Below are 21905 nucleotides of genomic sequence, written 5' to 3'. Positions count from 1 at the left end.
CTAAAAGCCTTCTCTTAACGTAAATTCGATGAAATCTTTCGCCAGGTGATCGCTCCGGGCAGCCCCCTAAATCCCCCACGAGTGAGGGACTTTGAATCAAAACTCTTGTCTTTGAAGTCTCCCAGAATTGGCAGTTTGGGGAGCAGAAGACTTGAGCAATGCAGCAAAACAACTCATTCAAATTCACGCCAAAACTTCACGCTAAACAAGGTCAATCTCTACCGCTCAACATTCAGCAACGCCACCTCTTGCAACGTGCCCAACAACTCTCTAACGGTGAATGGCTTTGACAAAAAACGCTGCACTCCCGCCGCCGCCGCTTCCCCGATCATGCTCTTAGAAGACAAGCCGCTCATCGCCACAATTTCTATCTCAGGATTCATGCGCTTTAGGATAGCAATCGTCTCTGGCCCATCCATCACAGGCATCATCAAATCGAGCAAAACCAGCCGAATATCTTGAGAATGTCGGGCATACAGGTCGATCGCTTCTCGTCCATTCGTCGCCGTCAACGCCTGATACTCATAGCTTTCGAGGGCAATGCGCGTACTGTCTCGCACGGAGGCTTCGTCATCCACCACCAAAATCAGACTATATGCCCCTTTGCGAAGCTCTGAATCATCCTGCGATCGCGCCTCCCTAACCATCACCGCAGGCAAAAACACCTTAAACTCTGTGCCTTTCCCTTCTTGACTACTGACCGTTACAAATCCACCGTGACTTTTGACAATTCCGACCACCGTCGAAAGCCCCAAACCCGTCCCTTTTCCTAACTCTTTGGTTGTAAAAAATGGCTCAAAAATTCGCTCTAAATTGCTCTCAGGAATGCCCATTCCCGTATCGGCAACGCTGATCACAATGTAGGGGCCAACTTGCGCTTCAAAATTCAGTCGCGCGTCGTTTTCGGTGAGCCATTGATTTTGAGCAGAAATCGTCAGCAGCCCTCCCGACAGCATCGCATCGCGCGCATTTACACAAAGATTCATTAGCACTTGATGCAGTTGAGTACTGTCACCCGAAACCGTCCACAAATCTTTGGGAATGTGGGTACAAACCGTGATTGATTTTGGAAAAGTTTCTTGAATCGTTCTCTCAATTTCTCCGATCAGATGTCTCGTTTGCAAGACCATACGCCGACCTTCGACTCCGCGCGTAAAAGACAACACCTGTTTGACCAGATCCGCTCCCCGCTTGGCATTGGTTTCGAGAAGCTGTAGGAGAAGCTGACTGCGATCGTCCAGATTCTTGAGCTTGAGCGGCAATAGCTGAGAGGCAGCGAGAATGGGTGTGAGAATATTATTCAAATCGTGAGCAATGCCACTCGCTAGTGTTCCAATACTTTCTAAACGCTGTGCGCGAAAGAATTGTGCTTCCAGTTGTTTCTTTTCGGTAATATCAGTATCAACTGTGAGAATTGACTTTGGTCGCTTGGCATCATCTCGTACTAGCGTCCAGCGACTTTCGACGATCACTTCTTGACCAGATTTAGTAATCTTATTTAGTTCACCAATCCATTCACCTTTTTCTAAAACAGTGTTCACGGCTTCTTTTAGCTGCGATGACGCTTTGCGATACATTAATTGGTTGACATTTTGACCGATCGCTTCTTCCGCTTTCCATCCAAATAGCCGTTCTGCGCCTTTGTTCCAGAATACAATTTTGTGTTGTAGATCGCGTACCAGCATTGCATCGGTTGTGATCTCTAAAAGGGCGGCTTGTTCACGAATTTTTTGTTCGGCTCGCTGTCTCTCAATGGCATATCGTAGCGATCGCGCCAGCAAATCTCCGGTGACTTTTCCTTTGACCAAATAATCCTGTGCCCCTTCCTGCATCGCTTTCAACGTCAACGTTTCATCATCCAACCCTGTGAGAACGACGATCGGAATCGCAGACACCCGTTGATGAAGTTTGAGAAAGGTTTCTAGCCCCAGGCTATCGGGCAGCGTCAGATCGAGAAGAATTACATCAAAGCTGGCGATCGTCAGATGATTGATCGCCTCATCCAATCGAGCCACCTGAGTCACAACAAATCGATTAGAAGATTCCTTCAAAATCTCCAGTAGCAGCCGAACGTCCGCAGGATTGTCTTCGACCAAGAGCACTTGAATGGGTTGTTCTGCCATAATTCTCACTCTGGTGGGAGCTTGACGATCGTGAACCAAAAATCTTCGATCGATTGAACAATTTTAATGAATTGATCAAAATCTACAGGTTTAGCGATATAACAATTTGCACAGAGGTTATAAGCTTTGATGATGTCTTCTTCTGCCTGAGAGGTCGTAAGAATGACCACTGGAATTCGCTTTAATAACTGATCCGCTTTGATTTCTTCCAGCACTTCTCGACCATCTTTTTTGGGTAAGTTTAAATCGAGCAAAATCAAGTCTGGGTGGGGCGCTTGTGCATAACTGTCTTGCCGTCGGAGAAACGCGATCGCTTCGACTCCATCTTCGACAATGCTGAGATTGATGTGCATTTTGCCGTCTGCCAGGGCAAGTCTCGTCAAGTAAGCATCCCCAGGATTGTCTTCGACCAGTAGCACTTGAATCGGCAGTGTGGTGATCATGGCGGTTTTTCTCCTCGATCGGGCAGTGTAAAACAAAACGTCGATCCCTCTGCGGGGGCTGACTCGACCCAAATCCGGCCACCGTGACGTTCTACAATTTTTTTGCAAATCGCCAACCCGATTCCTGTACCGGGATACTGACCGCGCGAGTGGAGCCGCTGAAAGATGACAAAGATGCGATCGTGATATTGCGCCTCAATGCCAATTCCGTTGTCGCTGACCGAGAAAAGCCAGTCTTGATCCAACTGTTCTGCCTTGACCAAAATTTTGGCAATGCCTTTTCCCTGAAACTTGATCGCGTTGACAATCAGATTTTGAAAGACTTGTGTCAGTTGACTTGCGTCTGCCATCACGTCAGGAAGGCGATCGTACTTCACAACCGCTTGACTTTCCTCAATGACGAATTGCAGATTGGCGATCGCTTGTTTGAGCGAAATGGTACTGTCAATCCATTCAAAGGGTTGCCCACGAGTACTGACACGAGACAAACTCAACAGATCATGGATTAGCGCTTGCATTCTAATCGCGCCATCGACCGCATATCCAATGAATTCATTTGCGTCAGTATCTATTCGATCTTTATAGCGTCTCTCCAGCAGTTGTAAATAGCTTGTCACCATCCGTAATGGCTCTTGTAAATCGTGAGATGCCACATATGCAAATTGTTCTAATTCAGTGTTCGATCGCAGCAGTTCCTGGCGTTGTCGAGTTTCTCGCTCTAGCAGTTCTGCTTGTGAAATGGCGATACCAATCTGGTTAGCTAACTGCTGTAATAAGTCTGTTTCAAAACTGCTCCATTGACGAGTCTCGCTGCATTGGTGCGTAATCAACAATCCCCAAAGCGCGTCTCTACACAGGATTGGGACAACCAGATTTGCCTGGACTGCAAACTGCTCTAAAAATGCTCGATGACAGGGATGAATGTTGGCGGTTTTGATATCCTCGATCGCGCTGACTCTGCCCTGCTCATATTGATGCCAATAGTTTTGTTGAAAACAAGGATTGAGAATGCCTTGCCCCAACATAAGTGGGTAGCCCGAAACCACGGATTCCTGCACAACTTTGCCTGACCCATCTGCCCACAGTCGAAAGATCACCACGCGATCGGACTGCAATAATTTCTGAATCTCCGTCACCGTAATTTGCAGAATCTCTTCAAGCTGTAGCGACTGGCGAATTTTGAGCGTAATTTCTGAAAACAATCGCGTACTCACACTTTGTCGCTCAAGTTCTTCTTCTGCCTGCTTGCGCTCCATGATGTCAATGCAAGAACCGATGTAGCCAAAAAAGTCTCCACTTGGCGCAAATCGGGGCGTTCCGGTATCCAAAAGCCAGCGATAGTCTCCGTCAGCCCGTCTCAGCCGATACTCCATTTTGAAGCTGCGGCGATCGTGAAAAGCCGTCAAAAACGTCTCCATACACCGCTGCAAATCATCAGGATGAACGCCCTCCGCCCAGCCATTGCCCCATTCTTGAGCCAGCGATCGTCCCGTAAACTCTAGCCAGGACTGATTAAAAAACGTACAGCGGGCATCCACTCCGGCAATCCACAACAGCACAGGCGCACTGTCCGCCATCGTCCGAAATCGAGCTTCACTTTCCCGCAGCGCGGCTTCGACTCGTTTTTGCTCAACGTTCGCGTCTGACAACACTTGCACATGCCGCTTTAACTCTAGCTGAGTGATCACCTGCCGCCCCAACGCCTGCAAGCTCTCTAGCTGACTGGTTGTAAAAGTACGAGGCACATCGTCCACCACACAGATCGTTCCGATCGCTTCTCCCGTCGGGGTAATCAGCGGCACTCCAGCATACGATCGCACTCCCAACGCCACGGCTCCATTGTCAACCCACCGCTCATCTGCCAGCGCATCAGGAATCACCAACACTTGACGCTGTTGCACACACCAGGGACAAAACCCCACCTCTACAGGAAGCTCGGTCACGTCTAAGCCAATTTTTGATTTGAACCACTGCCGCTTGCCATCGATGAAATTGATCAGGGCGATCGGCACCTGACAAACTTGAGCCGCTAACCTCACCAGATCATCAAATGAGGATTCAGCTTCACTATTGAGAATTTGATACTGCTCAAGGGCAAGCGTGGAGGAGTCTGATGCAGTGTCCATGAGTCGTCGGATTTCAGGTGAATGGGCTTTCGTCTCATGCCCCTTAGTTTATGAATGAACTGTAGTAATAGGAAATAGGACGTAATGAATTGCTACAAGATAGACACATTTGTAAACACAAAAACTGAGCAATCCTCTTCTCAGAAACCGTAATTCTAAAGTCTATTAAACAAGCATGATTTGTCTCTGTAATCACTGACGAGTCACAACTACGAATACCAGTATGATTAGATCACACAACACTAAGTGAACTCAAAACCTGCTCAAATTTTGTATGAACTAGTGAACAACGTATACTACGGGGCGGTTCGTGGTTCAACCTTCCGTCGAACTGTCGCGCTGCCAACCGCAACTCTAACTCTCCCGCCGATCGCAACTTCAATGTCGGTTTTCGGGTGGTGTGTTCGGTTTTTCCAGCACTCCTCTCACGTCAGAACCGAACAGAGTCCAGACCTGTTCCGGTGAGGAAGGCAACAACCTCCAAAAATAAAACCGAACCGGATAGCTTGGTAGGCGAAAGCCGAAGACTTATCCGGCTCATTGAGCTTTATCGCAGTCGAACTAATTGTGTCGAGGCGATCGCAAGTACGGAGACAATCAACGTCAGAAGGGGTTAGATACGTAGATTTAGGAGGAGCGATCGTCTGACCTTTGTCGCTGTCGAGTCAGAATGCTCATCACTTCACCAAACGAGGGCGCAGGCAGCAAAGGACTCCAGTCTGTGGCATTCGCAAATCGTCGGACGTGGAGATTTTGAATCGTCTCCGTCACACCGTCTGAGGAACCGATAATTAACACCCGCAGGATTTCAAACTCATCAGAGTGAGGAATCGCAACGTCAGGTAAAAGATCCTGAAGCGGAATGCGAAGCGAAGTAATCGTGAAACGGGGAATGGAATCGGGAAGGAAACGGCGCTGAATCAATTCTAGAAATGCGTAGGCGAAATCGCACAGCCAAAAGCCAGCGTTCAAAAGGCGCTCTGCCATGATGAGTACTCCAATTTTAAGTTTCCGAAGAAACCCAAAAAACTAGCCGCCCCGACGGTCATAACAAGTCAGAGCGGCCAAAGGAGTGATAAAATCCTCCATTAGCCCTCCGGACTGCTCTATCAGTCTCGTGGGTTAGCTGCCCTCTGTTGGTGCAAACAACTTTGGGCGGCGACAGACTAGATTTTTTGGGCGACCAGACAACTTTCCTGTGACGAAAAGATGTCCTTGATTTGAGAGAATATCTGGAATTTTGATTCTCGTCAAGTAGAGACTGCGGTAAGTTTCAACCAAAATCTGCAAAAAAACAGGGCATTGCTGAATTGTGAGATGAATTGCCCCAAACTGGAGGGAAACCCAAGGTTCAAAGTCCCCCAATTTTGGGGGATTTAGGGGGCGAAAAGATGGACACTTCCCACGCATTCATCCCTCCAATCAGCAACGCCAAAAACAGCACCGACTTAAGCAAAACTGAACGCTCGATGTCTGATTTCTATCATCAGTCGAGGATTCAAATTGTTTGAGTCAGTGCTGATTTGAATGTAAATTCGATGCAAGATTTTCGCTTCGATGTCAAGCTTCAGCCCCCCAACCCCCCAATCTGGGGGACTTTAAGAGAAGATTTTCGGTTCAAAGTTCCTCACAGGTAAGGAATTTAGAAGGTGACCGGAGTGATAATCGTAGTGAGAAACTTTGGGGGACGATCGCACATTCAGGCGTTACCATTTCCCCCTTTTCTAAGTCGGCGCTAGAGAATCAGTGAGCAACACCCGCCCGTACACGCGCCGTCCCGATCGCCAGCCCTTCCTGAAAGGCAGTCACGCCAAACACTTGATTGAGTGCCCCGGCTGCTTCGGCGGTCAGCGTTACGCCTACTTTGTCCAAAACAATGCGATCGTTGCTCGGAGTCAGCGGAGGAGTCACACCAGAAATAGCCAAATCAAACAGCGGTGCCCGAAATGCCAGACCATCGTTGACGGTGACCAATCCTGTCAAGACGGGCTTTTCGCCGAGCGTGGTGATGATGAAATCAGTGAGTTCAACCGTGGTGTCACCTGCTTTGAGCGACAAACCGCCCCGGTGAATGATTTCGGCTTTGACGGTGCCCAGGTCGATCGCGCCGCCAGAAATCGGGAACGAAACGACTCCATCCACCAAAGTACCTCTGCCCACAACGCCCGGTGCAACTTGCAGAGAAACCAGCGCATCCACGAACGTACTGCTGAGTTGAACCGACGTTCTGCCTCCGGTGAGCGGCTCAGTCGGGGCGGCCATCACTGGAGCACTCAAGGCCGCCATCAAGGAGACAACGCCCGCGATCGCTTGCAGTTTTTGATTCAAAAAGCTCATGGGACTTCTCCTAATTTGTGTGAAGTTGTAGCCTGATGGTACTGAGCGATCGCAAGCTGTCAGATCGATCTGATGTCCCAGTCCTGTTAGGAGAAAAGGACTAATCTAAATTAGGACGTTTTTCCTATTGAGTTGGGCCCTGATTTAGGCGATCTGGTCGTAGAAGTCGAACAATGGCTCAGATAAACTGAGAAGAAAACCTTCCTGTAAAATCGCTGAATGCAACCATCGAGCCAATCCTTTCGCCTTTTGCCCTATTTAGAGTGGATTTTGCTGGGGCTGATCACGCTGAATGTCTTGCTAACAGCGGCGGTTTATCCGGCTCCAGAATTCTCGGTGTTTGCAGTTTTGAGTATTGCAGCGTTTGGAGCGATCGGGTTTTATCGTCCGACGCGCATGGTTTCTAAGCTGATTTATACAGGTTTAGAATTTGCCATTATTTTAATTCCTAATTTGTTAGAAAGCCGTATTCCACCTGTTCCATTGTTGGGTCTGATTGCAGTTATTCGCGGTTGTCAAATTTATGCTCTTTGGGGTCGCTTGACGGTTGCAGGATTGACGCTTTTAGTGTTTCTATACAGTGTATTTTTTAGAAGTCAGACGATTTTGATGACCTGTCGATCGCTGGGACAAATTCAACCAAAACTAGAACAACTGATCACCAACCCATTAAATTATCAATTAAGTTCAGCGTTGTCGTTTGGCTTAACGTTGGTGTTTGCGTTCCCGTTAGTTTATGCGTTGTTAGCAGAGCGTCAGAGTCGCAGTCAGCTTGCGATCGCTCACACCCAACTTCGACGATATGCCCAACTGGTCGAAGATCAAGCCAGCCTGCAAGAACGCAACCGCATCGCCCGCGAAATGCACGATTCCCTGGGGCACACCCTCACCGCTCAAAGCATTCAGCTAGAAAACGCACAGCTATTTTTGAGAAGCCAGCCCGATCGCGCCGATCGATTTCTCAACGAAGCCCAAAAACTCAGCGCCAAAGCTATTCAAGACGTGCAAGAATCGGTGCAGGCGTTGCGGTCTGATCCCCTCGGCGGTAAGTCTTTAGCGCAAGCGATCGCCACCCTGGTCGAAGACTTTCACCACACCACAGGCATTGCCCCAGACTGCACCATTCATCTCTCACACCGACCCACGACGGAAATCAAAACCGCCCTCTACCGCATCGCCCAAGAAGCTTTGACCAACATTTGCAAATATAGCGAAGCGACTCAAGTTACCCTTCAACTACAGGAAAGTAGCAACCGGATCATTCTGCGAGTCGAGGATAATGGAAGAGGGTTTTACCCCGATCAGAACACAACTGGATTTGGGCTGCGGGGAATGCGCGAACGAGCGATCGCCCTCGGAGGACAGTTTACCCTCGTCAGCCAGCCCGGATGTGGATGTCACTTAACGGCCTCGATTCCCATTTCTTCTTTATGATTCGAGTTTTGTTGGTAGACGATCAAGCGCTCATTCGGGAAGGCCTCCGCACTCTGCTGGACGCAAAACCCGATCTGATGGTGGTTGGTGATGTCGCAAACGGACAGCAGGCCGTCGAACAAGTGGTGATTCTTCAGCCCGATGTGGTGTTGATGGATATCCGAATGCCCGTGATGGATGGAGTGGCGGCGACCAAAATGATTGCTCAAAACCATCCCAAAACAAAAGTGCTGGTGCTGACGACCTTTGACGACGATGAGTATGTGTCGCAAGCGATGCAGTACGGAGCCAAGGGCTATTTGCTCAAACACACGCGCTCTGAGGAGTTGGCGCAGGCAATTCGGGCGGTGCATCAGGGCTATACACAGATGGGGCCAGGACTATTTGAAAAAGCGATCGCCTATGCCCAATCTACTCCGTCTGCCAAAAGCCTGCCTCCAGAGCTTGCCCAACTGAGTCCCAGAGAACGCGAGGTTTTATGTCTGATCGCTAACGGAGCCAGCAACCGAGAGATTGCTCGATCGCTCTACATTTCTGAGAGAACGGTCAAAAATCATGTCACCAGCATTCTCAGTCGGCTCAACTTGCGCGACAGAACTCAGGCTGCGATGTTTGCCAGTGCTTTTTTGTCGCTGCTCAACGATTCAGAGACTCCCAAACTTTAGCAAGGATTGAGCGTTCGACAATCTGCAAGTCTAACGGTTCAAACCGCGCCTACCAGAACGAAGTCTGCCTTGCTAAAATCGCATCCTATTCAGCGAGTTCTCCAAAGCGATCGCGATACTGCTGAAGTAACACCGCCATCTCTTGACTTTGCTGCTCGGCTTGTTCGGCTCGTTGACGTTCCTGTTCGGCTCGTTGACGTTCCTGTTCTGCTCGCGCTTGTTCTGTTTCAAACCTTTGATTGATTTCGGTAAACGAGAAAAAGGGCGTTCCGTCAGGGTGATAAAGTTGCAGTTCTTCGGCCAGCCCAAATCGAATCCCTAATCGCGGACTGACCCAACCCTCGATCGTTTCGATTTCATCCAGCAATCCATCTTCTGATCGCAGCCAACCTCTGAGACGAATGCGATCGGGATCATATTCGTAGTATTCCTCTACGCCGTAGCTGTTGTAAAAAAGCAGTTTACGATCCATTTCTCGCCGCGTATTGCTGGGCGAAAGGACTTCAAATACGACTTGCGGCGGTATGTTGGCTTCTTTCCACTGTTGATATGAGCCTCGATGGCCCTTGGGTCTACCAAACACAACTAACGCATCCGGGGCAGTACAAAGGGTGTTGTTGCCCTCGATCGGATACCATAACAAATCTCCCGCTACAAAAACGGTTGCATCTTCGGCAAACAACCATTCCAGATTTTGTTCGATCACGACGATCCAATGGAACTGCTTTGTGTTGTCCGCCATTGGCTTGCCGTCACTTTCTGGATAAAACAATTCGGAGGATGTGAGGGTAGGTTGCTGGGGGGTCATTGCCAAAATCCTTGCTTGCAACTCGATCGGCTGACTTTAGTATAGAAACTTCCCAAAGATTCCTACGCGACGTAGATTTTAGGGCGCTGCTTATCGAAACGGAGGAGAGAAAATTAGACCGCCTTTGGTCGAGAGGTTGTTTTGTCCGCGCGGTAGATTGAGTTGAGTTTTGGAGCCGAGGTTACGATCGTAGATCTCGCCATAGTTGCCCACTTGTTTAATAATTCTGGCTGCAAAAGCATTGTCCATTCCAGCCCCTTTACCCAGATCCCCTTCTGATCCCAAAAAGCGCTTGATAGTCGGATCGGTGCTCTTCACCTGCTGATCAACGTTTTGAGACGTAATCCCCAACTTCTCAGCCTCAAATAGCGCATAGACAATCCATCGCACGGCATTACTCCAACTCGCGTCACCGTCTGCGATCGCAGGGGCGAGTGGCTCTTCAGACAGAGCTTCGTCCAGAATTACATGATCGTCTGGCTTGGGCAGCGTGGTACGACGAGAACTCAGGGCAGAGCGATCGGCTGTCACGCCCTCACAGCGGCCTTCTGCATAGGTGGCAAAGGTGGTGTTGACATCCTCAAACACGACGGGCTTGTAGGGAATGCCTCGCTTTCGCATCTGGTCGGTCAAATTTTGCTCAGTCGTGGTGCCTGTTTGAATGCAGATAGATTTGCCTTTGAGGTCAGCCAACGTCTTGATATTGCTGGCTTTGCGTACCATGATGCCTTGACCGTCATAAAAGACAACAGGCGCAAATTCTAGCCCAGTAGACGTATCGCGGCTCATGGTAAAAGTTGTATTGCGGCTAAGAATATCCACTTCGCCCGTCTGGACTGCCGTAAACCGTTCTTTAGCGTTGAGATTGCGAAACTCGACCTCATCGGGATTGTTGAATAAAGCGGCGGCGATCGCTCGACAGACATCCACATCCAAGCCCGAATATTTGCCATCTTGCTCAACAAAGCTAAATCCAGGCAGTTCGCCGCTCACGCCACAAATCACTTTTCCACGGCTCAAAACCGTAGCTAACCGTCCTTTTGTAACCGTTCCGCCACCTTGTCCAGTTGGGGCTTCTCCACCACAGGCAGTTAGGGGAATGAGAAGTGCGATCGTCAGTAGCCAGGTACGCCAGTGGAGCATAGGGATGAGGGATGAGGGATGAGGGATGAGAGATGAACCTGTGAGTGTTTCTGAGGTTCGGGGCTATTTTAATCGGTTTTGGGGTGTGTCCGATCGAATTGGACTTTACAACAAAAATTGAGTGGTGCTGAACGGTGGTCTGAACTCCCAACGCTCCAATTTTGAGGGACTTCCAAACTTTCAATCTCAACGATTCACACCTGAATTCAGCCATGCCCAAAAACTCAGTGGCGCTGAGTCAATATCGAGAACCCAATCAGCCCTGCTCATCCCTCATCCCTCATCCCTCATCCCTCATCCCTCATCCCTCTCTTCTCAAATCCAGCCACCTCTCCCAACGTGTAAAGGGGACGATTTTTGACTTCTTCATAGATTCGCCCGATGTACTCACCAAGAATGCCAATGCTGACAAGCTGGACTGCGCCCAAAAAGAAGATAGCAACAATAATAACCGTGATACCTGTCAGCGGAGAATGGGGAACAAAGAAACGCCAATATAAGACAAGCATTGCCATGATCAGAGCGACGAATGCTGAGAATAATCCAATATAAGTAGAAATCTGTAAGGGAACTTTGGAGAAAGAAACTAACCCATTGATTGCTAGAGAGAATGACTTGCGAAATGTATATTTCACATCTCCAGCAAACCGAGGATCGCGCTCAAATTTAATCGAAGTTTGTCTAAACCCAACCCACGATCGCAGCCCTCGAATGTATCGATTTCGCTCTGGCATTGAGTTGAGTACATCGACCACCTGGCGATCCATCAAACAAAAGTCGCCCGTATCGGTGGGAATATCTACATCAGCGAGCCGCTTTAGCAATCGATAAAATACATAAGCCGTCAACCGTTTGAACCAGCCTTCTTTTTTGCGTTGTGTGCGTTGGGCGTAGATGACTTGATAGCCCTGTCGCCAGAGTTCTAGCATGTCTGGAATCAATTCGGGTGGGTCTTGTAGATCAGCATCCAGAATAACGACAACGCGCCCCCGCACAAAATTTAATCCTGCTGTAACGGCGATTTGATGTCCAAAGTTGCGAGCCAGACTGAGATAGCAAACTCGTGGATCTTTTTGGTGTAATTCTCGCATCATGTAGAGCGATCGATCCCGGCTGCCATCGTTAATTAATACCAGTTCTGCTGGTGCATCCAGACGATCCATCAGGGCACTGACTCGACGATAGAGTTCTGCGATCGTTGCTTCTTCGTTGTAGATCGGAATGATTAGAGAATAGGTTGGAGTCATAACCTGAAAAAGTCCACTGATCGATGTACGATTAAATCTCTGGCTACTGCAAAGACTAGCGCAAATAATTTCATCCGCGCTGTTTTTTAAGGAAGACGCTCATCGGATATTCTGACCAGGCTTTGGTATACAGTTTGTCACGCACTTGTAGCTGATCTTTTTGGGCTTGAAAAGTCTTCTTGTTGGCGTAGACGACGATCGCACAAGGATCAAAGGATTTATAAGGCTCAACCTTCAATTTTTGGGCTGAGATATTGTTAACGATTACATGCTCAATTTGCTCAATCCGAAGGTTTTTGTTGTGAAGCAGTGTCCACAGTGGATATTCCCAAGCCGAATCATCCGTCAGATAAAGCCCCACTTTTGAGCATTGTTGGGCCGTTACAAAACTTGCCGCATTTGGATACGGTGCTTTGAGCCATTTTCGTTGAATAAAGACTTGCTCCAATCGAGGAGTTGTCAAAACACTTTCACGACCTAAAATGGGTCGATATTTATTGTTGAAAGCGTAGGGCAACGACAGGATAAGTAAAATTAGTGCGATCGCGTTTGCAACTCGACGAGTTTTAAGATTTGACAAAACAACGCCCACAAATGCTGAAAATAAAACAAAAATAGTCAGGTGATGACGGGCACTATAGGGCTGCCATTTGAGCGCAAAGCAGAATAATAGAAAGGCTCCAATCACTGACCCAAGGTAGATGGCTAAACGCCGCTGCTTTCTAAGATGAGTAGAGAAAAAGAAGATGGCGATCGTAAACCCAATTAACAAAAAATGGTAGGGATTTCCAGCCGTATCTTCATTAAAAGACGGAGCCGAAACGCCAAATCTTCGAGTTGGGACGGTAATTCTAGGATCACTTGGATCAAATCCCAAAAACTTGTGAAGAACAGTAATTGCACCATTCACTTTGCCATTAATCAAGCCAATCTGTGTACCGATATGGATTGCCAGGTTTCTGATAATATTTGAAACAAAAGATTGAACGCTATAAACCTCCATTTTGTATTCTCTAGCCATCTCAGGCGGGCCGCCACTAATTGGAGAGCCAAACAACTCGTAGGTTCTAAGATAGTGACCTAAATTGACTGCCAAAACAAGAAGCCCGATCGCTGCCAGAGGTTTCCAGACTTGCCAACGTTTCTCTCGAATACAGAGGTAACTAAACCACAGCATTAATGGAAAAGCAAAGAAATAGGCAGAGGTTTTTGTAAACAAAGCAAGACTCAAACTTGCGGCGATCGCTGCCGTATTTCTAGGTTTGATTCCCTCAGTCGAAGCAACAACAAAATAAGCTAGACAAACAATCCAGAAGCAGACAATATAATCATTCTGAGTGCTAGATCCTTGCAAAATCCCCATTGGAATTGTCAGGGAAAAAACTACTGCAAAAATTTGACCTCGCAGGTCGGCTCCCAGTCTTTGAGCAATTAGTGAAACTCCGATCGCACTGCCCACCATGCTCGCCCATTGCAGCAAATTCATCCAGCGATCGCTCTGACCCAAAATTAGTAGATGAGTAAAGACAAAGCTATTGAATGGGGGGTGATATAGCTGTGGCGTGTAAAAAGTAGGATAGTTTGAAACTGTTTGATTTTGCACCCAATGCGCCGCACGAGCGAGGTGATAAGTCATGGAGTCCCAATTATTTGGAGGGGCGGCGATCGCGGTTACTCCTATTACGATGGCAATCAACGCGACACCACTCAGCAAAAAAATTAGCAGGTTTGATAACTTTGATTTAACCCCTTGTGAGGAGTCAGAAGCTAATCGATCTTTCTGAAATAAGACCTCTTCTTGACGTTTGAAAATTTGAAGATAGAGTAGACCTAAGCCAAAATTTATCAGCGCCCAAAAACCAGTAATCCAGGAAAATTTGATTAAACTAAAAAAACTGAGAAGCTCTGTTGAAAATGCGATCGCCAAGCTCCACGTCATCGCACTATATAAGATAGAAAGTCGCCAATTTGTAATCAGTCTCTGAAAGATTAAGTATAAAAAAATGAAAGCAAGTAGAGGCAATAAAGCAAGCATAATTTTTGATGGAGAGAGGTAGGTTTAGCTAAAACCCGGAGGTAAAAAAGGTGAGGGAATGATCCCTGCAAATAACTCGAAGAGGTCACTAGATTGTCTACGACCCACACTAATATTCCCTGACTTCAAACATATACACCTGCGTTCAAAAAAATCCCGATTTTCTGTAGATAACTCTATTTGGCGTACTTTCGATCGCCTTCTTTTGCTCACTTAACCTCTAGAGAAACTGTTGGAATCGCTGAATTAATGTCTTCTGGCAGGAGTGAACTGGTCGAACCGCGATCGCCACTCATCGCAAAACAGTCAGCGTAATGGCTGATAGCTTGAGCCAGCAACGATTTTCTTGACTTTACACTCCTCAAAGTTTTATAAAAAGCCCTCTAACATTCGTATAAACCCTGAGATTCATCCTGGAGAGAGAGGTAAACAGCGTATTAGCTAGATGAACCCCTGAAGACAGGAAGACGATGTTAGAACTCATACCCTCTTTACTAGCGGCACAAACTTTTAAACAATCGATCGCCGATGAGGTTCAGGCCGATCAGACAGAAGTTGTCGCAGAAAAAGCAACGATCGCTTCGAGTGCCCCCCAAGGAATAGCGCCTCCTCCTAGCGTTGCTCCCCCAGAAACCCTGCCCGTCGCAAGACTATCAACACCCCAACCCATTGCTGCCACCCCGGTTTCACCTAACGTTCCGCTTCGAGAAATTACATTTAGTCGATCTGCTAAACCCGATATTCAAACTACCCCCCAGGCGAACGCTACCCAGCCGATCGTCGAAACTACTACAAAACTTTCTCAGCCTCCCAAACCCATTCCGTCAGTCGTCGTCGAATCAAAACAAACCGCCGAACCGCAACCGTTACAGCTAGTTCAATCCAATCGTCAATCAACCGGGAATGCGATCGCCAACAGTCCGTCAGTAGAAGTCAAAATAGAAAGTGCAACCCAACTCCTTGAGCAACCATCAAACAATTCATCTGCTGATTTAGCACAACCAACAACACAAGCTGATCAGAAGAATGAACCTCAGCAAGAATCGAAAAACACAACAAGCGAAACAGTCGATCGACCAGAAAACACGCCTTCAGTTGAAGTGCCAACCGCGACAGCACCCGACATAAAGACACCCACCCGGCTTGATCGTCCAGTTGTTTCCGATCGAGTTCGGGAGCGCCAAAGAGTTTTAGAAAAGCGACTGGCAGAAATTGTGTCCAAATCCCAAAAAGAGGCACAGCTTCGCGAAAGTGTGGTGACCGGAGTTTACGAAGCTGCATCTCAGGGCAACTTTAAGCAAGCCCGCCAGTCTCTAAAAAACGCAAAAATTCCGGCGACGGTGCAGGCAGAAGTCACCAAAACCATTCGTTCTCTAGAAGTCAACAGCCGTAAAGTCGGAGTTGCCCAGGCCACTGAGCCGATTAGAACTGCCCTCAAACAGCGTCAGATGGAGCAACGCCAACAAAAGTTACTGCGATCGATTCCCAGTCTGCCCCCCTTACCGGGTCAAAATGTGGTCGTTAGCAGTTCTCCTGTCTACCCGTCTAGAGCCGTCAATCCGCTGCCCATCCAGAGTTTGACCCAGACGACTTCTGCGAGCAGCGATCCCGATTACAGCGTAACCAGTCCGCCTAACCTACAGGCGTTTAACCGTGATTTGACCCTTCCAGAAACGCTGGGCAAAGAACAGATGCTTTATCCTTTACCCACGCCTGCACCTGTAACCTCCAAATATGGGTGGCGTGTGCATCCGGTGCGGGGCGATCGGCGCTTTCACGCAGGTGTTGATCTCGGTGCCCCTCAAGGAACGCCCGTTCTCGCTACCAAATCTGGGAAGGTCAAGGTTGCAGATAATATGGGTGGCTATGGACTAGCGATCGTGCTCGAACCTGACAAAGGCAAGCAAGACATTCTCTACGCGCACCTTTCGGGGATGTTTGTGCGTCCGGGTGAAGTCGTGAAAGTGGGAACGGTGATCGGACGAGTCGGCAGCACAGGATTGTCAACCGGGCCGCACCTGCACTACGAAACGAGAAAAATGACTGCTTCGGGTTGGGTGACGACTGATCCGGGCCCGCAGTTACAGGTGGCCAAAGTGCAGTTAGAGCAGGCGTTAGCAAGTGCGCGGGCAAACTCAAAGCCGAGAGGATGAGGGACAAAGGAGTCTGGACTTTAAACTTTGAACCCTGGACAGAAGCGGTATTTAAAGTCATCGGGCTTTGCCGCTTTTGTCTTGCTGATTTATCGTGAATTTTAGGAAAGACTTCGCTGCCCATTATTGCCCATTATTAATCCGAAAACGCTCCCAAAATCCTTCTCGATAGAGGACTCTGAAACCAAAAAATTGTTAATGATATAGCAATCCCAAATCACTCGTGAAATGCAGCATTGAAAGTTGGGGGATTTATTTGAGCAGAGAGACTTCCTAGATTTCAAGAGACATTCCCAAGTTTCAAAGTCCCCCAGAATGGGAGATTTAGGGGGCGAAGCGGACTGAAACGGAGCGACAAAAATCTGTTCATAACTCATTTAGGATTGCTATAGATACTGTTTTGGTTTGTTAAATTCACAGTTTTTAAGGCATTTTTTGAATGGTCAAAAGGTGATTAAATTTATTCTTCATCGTTCTCATACCTGGTCGCTGAGATTGGCGATCGACTGATTGACCCACTGAGAGAATTGCTCCTTTTGGGCAGTCGAAATGTCAACCATTGCCTTTTGGCATACCTCGATCGCGACAGGAGGTAGCGTATTACTCAAGTCTCTGCCTGCATCAGTGAGCCAAATCCGCCAGATGCGGCGATCGTGGGCATCGCGTTCTCGACGAATCAGGTCACGTTCTGCCATGCGATCCAGCACTCCCGTCAACGTACCTCCGACTTGCTGAAGTTTTTCACCGAGGCTAGAAGTGGCTAGTCCGTCTTCTTGCCACAAACAGCACAGCACTACCCAATGAAACGGAGTCAGCCCAAAGCAATCGAGCTTTTCTTGAAAGTGACGCAGCAGCAATTGAGACAGTAGCTTGACCCGATAGCCCAGGTTGTAAGGCGCTAAAATTTCTTGCCAACCCCGACGAGATTGATCCGCAGCGGGGGCGGAACTGAGGTTAGCAATCATACGATCGAGCAAATCAGACAAAACTTCTCGATCAGCGTAATCAATTCCTTGAAGGGCCTGTTCTCTCAACTCAACTCCGATCGGGGGCAAAATATCCTGAAGTTGTTGCCCAGCTTGGGTGAGCCAAATCCGCCAGATGCGGCGATCGTGGGCATCGCGTTCTCGACGAATCAGGTCACGTTCTGCCATGCGATCCAGCACTCCCGTCAACGTACCCCCAACTTGCTGAAGGCGATCGCTGATATGAGAAGTGGCTAATCCGTCTTCTTCCCACAGACAGCACAGCACCACCCAATGAAAGGGCGTTAACCCAAAGCGATCGAGCCGTTCTTGAAACTTGCGCCCTAATAGTTGTGAGAGCAGTTTTATCCGGTACCCGATGCCATGAGGGGCCAAAATACGTTGAGAGTCGCTGCATTGCGGGTTATTTGAAGGGGTCGTGGGCTGCCCAACTTCTGAAGAAACCATAAATTGTTAAATACTTAGTATGCTTAATAATAAATTATTTCATTTAATGCTAATGCATTCTTTTGACGAGTGGATGAGAAGTTTTTAGGAAAGCACAAACTTGGGAGACGTGAGCCAGAAGAGTTGGCAGTTGGCGATCGCCGTTTCAGACAAAGGAACCGTTAGCCCGATCGCGCCTGCCTTTTTTAGGAGAATTTTGCCTCGCGGTTCGCCCCAGATTAACACTTCTGCCCAAGTGCTGAGTGCGGGTTCGTGACCGACTAGAGCCAGCGATTTATCAACATCTTTCCAGCCTTCTAGCCAATCGAGCCAGATTTGAAGGTCGCCCCCCGGAGCCAGATAGACAGCCTCTTCTAACTGTTTCCCCAAGCCTGCATCTTTGAGAATGTCAGCCGTTTGCTTGGCCCGCACGAGGGGGCTGGTCAGGATTAAATCAAAGTGAATGTCAAATTCGTGCAGCCGTTTGGCGACCTGACGAGTTTTCCGTCTTCCTTCGTCGGTGAGGGGCCGTTGGGTGTCGTCTTCATAGTCACCGTGCTGTCCGGCGAGTCCGTGACGAATCAGGTAAAGATTAAAGGTAGACATGGGGAGTGTTGAGTTCAGCAAGTTTAGAGAAGATACCAATCCTCTAAGTTAACGCGACAGACGCAGCAAGGATACTAGACGTTAGACCGAAGATGAAGCGTCTACCCAGTCTAAAGTCTAAAGTCCTGAAACTCAGAACTCGCCCCCAATTTGGCTAGTTGACTCCTTTGGGATAGTTTTGCTCTGGGTTGACCAATCTCAGCAATTTTTGTTTGACTTGAGCATCGTAGACGCTCCACTTCATTTTGGCGTAGTCGCTGTTTTCGGTGAAGCCAGATAAAAAGCCTGTGGGAATCTCAAAGCCGCCCGCCTGCGATCGTCCCCCTCCAAAAAAGCGCCCCTGAGCATCTTGCCCAAAAGCCTCTTTGATAAACTCATCGGGATCGAGAGTAATTTTGTTTGTTCTCAACGATCCGACGACGACCTCCAACTCTTCGTCTTCGTCGTGGACAATTCCATAAACAACTGCGGTATGAACGTTCTCCTCGGTCACCAAAAAGTCAGCAGCCTGGGGAATGGCATCGCGATCGTCATAGCGCAGATAGCCGACTCCCGCAATCGAAAAATTGTTTTGGACAATGCGATTTTTGAGCGATCGCTCGATCACATCCATGACCTGTTTCGATCGAGACGATTGCAGCACCGCATTGAGCAAGTGAGAATCGTAAAATCGACTCAGATAAGCGGCCGCCAAAAAGTCTTCTTCCTGGGCCTGCATCAGACGATTGGTGTCCGATCGCAATCCATGCATCAAAGCCGTCGCACACTTGACATGTTCTGAAATATTGTTGTCTAGCTTGAGCAGACCCGATTGGAGATACTGCGTCAAAATCGTTGCAGTGGCGCGAGTGTGGGGGCGGATATCAACAAACTCTGATTTGATGTCGTCTTGCATACTGTGATGGTCGATGACAACCGTGATGGGCACATGAGCCTGTTGCACCGACGCAAACAACTGAGTCGTGGTTCCCTGATTGTCCAAAAAGACGCAGCCTCTGTAAGCCGAAAGATCTTTACCTTTCATGGATTGGGCTGTCCAGCGCTGAAGCGGCAGACCTGTTAGCTTGACGAGGGCAATATTTTCTTGATGGCTGAGGGTGCCTGCATAGACGATATCGCACTGAATGTCGTACTTTTGAGCAATTAATTTATACGTCCAGGCGGAAGAAAGGGCATCGGGATCGGGAAAATCCTGCATGATGACGATTTGACGATCGCCGCGATGTCGTTCTAGCACCTGCCGAAAGCCTTCAACTTTTTGCTCTTGTTCGGGCGATCGAGCGGCATCGTAGGGAAAGCGTCCCCGTCGCTCACTGTAGCTGTTTCCGTTGGCCACCTTTGCAATCGGCTCGACGGTGGGGTACTCGATCGGAAGACTCGAACCAGGCAAAGAATCTGGCTCCATTGCAATTAATAAGCTGTTGAGTGAAGAACTCGAATCTGATTGCATATCAAGATGGCACAGGGAATAAGACCAGGATGACACCTGGAGGGGGTTGAATCTGCTGATCGAAGGGCAGAAGTTGAGATTTTAGACCTGAGATAAATAAATCTGAAACAGTGAAGCGCTCAAGGTCTATTCTGATCTTCGCAAAAAAGTTCAAGAAACGACCAAAACGGTTCAGGTTTACGTCAGATGGCAGACCTGAAAGTTTGTGAATCTCTAGACAAGTAAAAACCCCACACCAGTCAGGTAAGGGGTTAGATCCCAATTACATATTTTCGCCATTCCTGGTTTACGCCGTTCTTAACGTGTTTTGTGACCTCAAAGTAGAGACTGCTGTAGGGTTTGCGCGGAGCGTTGTAGAGGAGCATGTTGGCCTCTTTGGGAGTGCGGCTGCCTTTCTTGACGTTGCAGCGAACACAAGCTGTGACAATATTTTCCCAAGAGTCGCCGCCGCCTCGCGATCGCGGGATCACATGATCCAACGTCAGATCGTCGCCCGCATAGCCACAGTATTGACAAGAATGGCTATCTCGATGCAGCAGATTCTTGCGGGTCAGAGGAATTTCTTTGTAGGGAACGCGGACGTAATAGCGCAGGCGGATCACCGTCGGGAGAGGAAATCCGGCATAAACATACTTACCGTTATGCTCGACCTGCTCTGCTTTGCCCTTGATCAATAAAACGACCGCTCGTCGCCAACTGGTTATATTAAGCGGTTCGTAGGAGGCGTTGAGCACCAGAACCTTGCCCATTGATGGATCACTTAAGACAATGTTTGAGACAATGCTAACACACAAAGCTAGAGGCAGATCTGAAGGGGTACGAGTTTTAGGTCTGACGAGAGAATTAACAGCTAGGCTGAATCTCTATCAAGAAGTTGCTGCACTGCTTTGACAATCAGTTGGGGTTGGTCTACCCAGACAAAATGGCTGCTTTGAGCCGCAGAGAGCGATGAAACACTGGTAGAAAGCTTCTTCAGGTTGACCTGCATTTGATCTCGTAATCGATCGGCAAAGGGAGTCGGAAACGAAAATAGACCTAGCGAAGGTTTGAGAAAGTGTTTGGCTTGAATGCTGACGATGGCCAAGTTTCCTAGATTTTGGGCTTGTTGAAGTTGACGACTGCTCGTATTGAGCGACAGCATTTCTCGACACATTGCCCTCCAATGATTTGAGCGATAGAACGATCGCAGTACAGGTCTTAGAGCTGCTGTAGAAAAGTTTCTTAAAGTGGGTTTGAGCAGATGAAAAAGCCCGATCGTTCCACAAATTCGGACAATTCCCAAAAAGGCTCCTAGTTGAGCAAGTCCAAACGAGAACGTCAGGAAGATTTTGACGAAGTTGAGAAAGAGGGGCATTTTGAGCATTAAGTCTTCATGGAGTCCATCTGTCAGTACCAGACCCACTACTTTTTGAGGAAATCGATGGGCGTAAAGGCGCATATTATAAGAGCCAAAAGAATCGCCAATCAAAAGATAGGGTGGTTTGATTTGGGCGATCGTCAGCAATCTATCTAACTCATTAACAATTTGTTGGCTGGTTCGGGGGTTTGGGCTGGGTTGACTCCATCCGTAGCCGGGGCGATCGTAGATAAAAACCCGTGACAGTTTAGCCAGTTCTTTAATTAAAAAATAACCATCTAACCCACCCAAACTATGGTCTAAGACGATCGTTGGACTGTTGATTGAAGGGCACTTTCCCTGACACCAATAGTGAATCTTCCGTCCGTTTAGCTCAATGAATTCTCCGGGTGGTTTTGTCGTTTTGTCTTCGAGAAATCTGGATAGGAACTGATAAGCGATCGCGATCAACAAAAAGATTAACTGCCAGGAAATCTCTACCATTTTGCTGATCCTCTTTTACGGATGGCGTGTTTTAAAGTCAGTTGGATGGAGCTTTTTTGCTTTGTTGTCCGGCACTTCTGTCC

The 21905-nt window shown here is 48.2% G+C and carries 18 protein-coding genes; 4 read left to right on the top strand and 14 right to left on the bottom strand.

Annotated elements, in window-relative coordinates; genetic code table 11:
• Positions 1-218 precede the first annotated feature (218 nt).
• From ACKFKH_RS28470 to ACKFKH_RS28460, 3 genes are read right to left on the bottom strand one after another with little or no spacing between them, the layout of a single operon-like run.
• Positions 219-2123, bottom strand: a complete 1905-nt coding sequence (locus ACKFKH_RS28470) for a response regulator (protein WP_446861735.1) — start codon at positions 2121-2123, stop codon at positions 219-221.
• A 5-nt stretch (positions 2124-2128) separates the two neighbouring features.
• Positions 2129-2566: a response regulator gene (locus ACKFKH_RS28465; RefSeq protein ID WP_446861734.1), complete on the bottom strand. Its 438-nt coding sequence runs from the start codon at positions 2564-2566 to the stop codon at positions 2129-2131.
• Positions 2563-4692 (bottom strand): GAF domain-containing sensor histidine kinase, encoded by a 2130-nt coding sequence (locus tag ACKFKH_RS28460; RefSeq protein WP_446861733.1) that lies wholly within the window; start codon positions 4690-4692, stop codon positions 2563-2565. The genes ACKFKH_RS28465 and ACKFKH_RS28460 overlap by 4 nt, the downstream gene beginning before the upstream one ends.
• Before the next feature lie 293 nt (positions 4693-4985).
• Between ACKFKH_RS28460 and ACKFKH_RS28455 the strand changes: the two genes are divergently transcribed.
• On the top strand, positions 4986-5309 hold the full coding sequence (locus tag ACKFKH_RS28455; RefSeq protein WP_446861736.1) for a formylglycine-generating enzyme family protein: 324 nt from the start codon (positions 4986-4988) through the stop codon (positions 5307-5309).
• Between the two features lie 10 nt (positions 5310-5319).
• On the opposite strand, the gene ACKFKH_RS28450 is transcribed toward ACKFKH_RS28455, so the two are convergent.
• Positions 5320-5679, bottom strand: coding sequence for a hypothetical protein (locus tag ACKFKH_RS28450; protein WP_446861732.1), 360 nt, complete (start codon positions 5677-5679; stop codon positions 5320-5322).
• A 756-nt stretch (positions 5680-6435) separates the two neighbouring features.
• Complete coding sequence (locus tag ACKFKH_RS28445) at positions 6436-7029, bottom strand: hypothetical protein (protein ID WP_446861731.1); 594 nt, start codon at positions 7027-7029, stop codon at positions 6436-6438.
• 219 nt (positions 7030-7248) lie between these two features.
• Here ACKFKH_RS28445 and ACKFKH_RS28440 point away from each other — a divergent pair, with 219 nt between their 5' ends.
• Together ACKFKH_RS28440 and ACKFKH_RS28435 are read left to right on the top strand one after the other, a co-directional pair.
• A complete protein-coding gene (locus tag ACKFKH_RS28440) occupies positions 7249-8463 on the top strand; it encodes a sensor histidine kinase (protein ID WP_446861730.1) in 1215 nt (404 codons plus the stop codon).
• Positions 8460-9128 carry a response regulator transcription factor gene (locus tag ACKFKH_RS28435; RefSeq protein WP_446861729.1) on the top strand — a complete coding sequence of 223 codons (669 nt, stop codon included), beginning with the start codon at positions 8460-8462 and terminating at the stop codon, positions 9126-9128. The genes ACKFKH_RS28440 and ACKFKH_RS28435 overlap by 4 nt, the downstream gene beginning before the upstream one ends.
• 85 nt (positions 9129-9213) lie before the next feature.
• On the opposite strand, the gene ACKFKH_RS28430 is transcribed toward ACKFKH_RS28435, so the two are convergent.
• From ACKFKH_RS28430 to ACKFKH_RS28415, 4 genes are all read right to left on the bottom strand, one after another.
• Complete coding sequence (locus ACKFKH_RS28430) at positions 9214-9936, bottom strand: Uma2 family endonuclease (RefSeq protein ID WP_446861728.1); 723 nt, start codon at positions 9934-9936, stop codon at positions 9214-9216.
• A 90-nt stretch (positions 9937-10026) separates the two neighbouring features.
• Positions 10027-11079 (bottom strand): amino acid ABC transporter substrate-binding protein, encoded by a 1053-nt coding sequence (locus ACKFKH_RS28425; RefSeq protein ID WP_446861727.1) that lies wholly within the window; start codon positions 11077-11079, stop codon positions 10027-10029.
• A 287-nt stretch (positions 11080-11366) separates the two neighbouring features.
• Positions 11367-12326 carry a glycosyltransferase family 2 protein gene (locus tag ACKFKH_RS28420; protein WP_446861726.1) on the bottom strand — a complete coding sequence of 320 codons (960 nt, stop codon included), beginning with the start codon at positions 12324-12326 and terminating at the stop codon, positions 11367-11369.
• A 70-nt stretch (positions 12327-12396) separates the two neighbouring features.
• On the bottom strand, positions 12397-14265 hold the full coding sequence (locus ACKFKH_RS28415; protein ID WP_446861725.1) for a hypothetical protein: 1869 nt from the start codon (positions 14263-14265) through the stop codon (positions 12397-12399).
• Between the two features lie 566 nt (positions 14266-14831).
• Here ACKFKH_RS28415 and ACKFKH_RS28410 point away from each other — a divergent pair.
• Positions 14832-16514 carry a peptidoglycan DD-metalloendopeptidase family protein gene (locus ACKFKH_RS28410; RefSeq protein WP_446861724.1) on the top strand — a complete coding sequence of 561 codons (1683 nt, stop codon included), beginning with the start codon at positions 14832-14834 and terminating at the stop codon, positions 16512-16514.
• A gap of 476 nt (positions 16515-16990) precedes the next feature.
• Here ACKFKH_RS28410 and ACKFKH_RS28405 read toward each other — a convergent pair whose 3' ends face one another.
• From ACKFKH_RS28405 to ACKFKH_RS28385, 5 genes are all read right to left on the bottom strand, one after another.
• Entirely contained in the window at positions 16991-17947 is a 957-nt protein-coding gene (locus ACKFKH_RS28405) for a MarR family winged helix-turn-helix transcriptional regulator (protein ID WP_446861723.1), read from the bottom strand.
• Between the two features lie 84 nt (positions 17948-18031).
• A complete protein-coding gene (gene sixA / locus ACKFKH_RS28400; RefSeq protein ID WP_446861722.1) occupies positions 18032-18532 on the bottom strand; it encodes a phosphohistidine phosphatase SixA in 501 nt (166 codons plus the stop codon).
• A 154-nt stretch (positions 18533-18686) separates the two neighbouring features.
• Complete coding sequence (locus tag ACKFKH_RS28395) at positions 18687-19982, bottom strand: DHH family phosphoesterase (protein WP_446861721.1); 1296 nt, start codon at positions 19980-19982, stop codon at positions 18687-18689.
• Positions 19983-20233: 251 nt separating this feature from the next.
• Positions 20234-20731: an HNH endonuclease gene (locus ACKFKH_RS28390; protein ID WP_446861720.1), complete on the bottom strand. Its 498-nt coding sequence runs from the start codon at positions 20729-20731 to the stop codon at positions 20234-20236.
• A gap of 101 nt (positions 20732-20832) precedes the next feature.
• Positions 20833-21822, bottom strand: a complete 990-nt coding sequence (locus ACKFKH_RS28385) for an alpha/beta fold hydrolase (RefSeq protein ID WP_446861719.1) — start codon at positions 21820-21822, stop codon at positions 20833-20835.
• Positions 21823-21905: the final 83 nt, after the last annotated feature.

It is taken from the genome of Phormidesmis sp. 146-20 (assembly GCF_052939475.1).
This window is presented reverse-complemented; position numbering and strand designations above follow the sequence as displayed.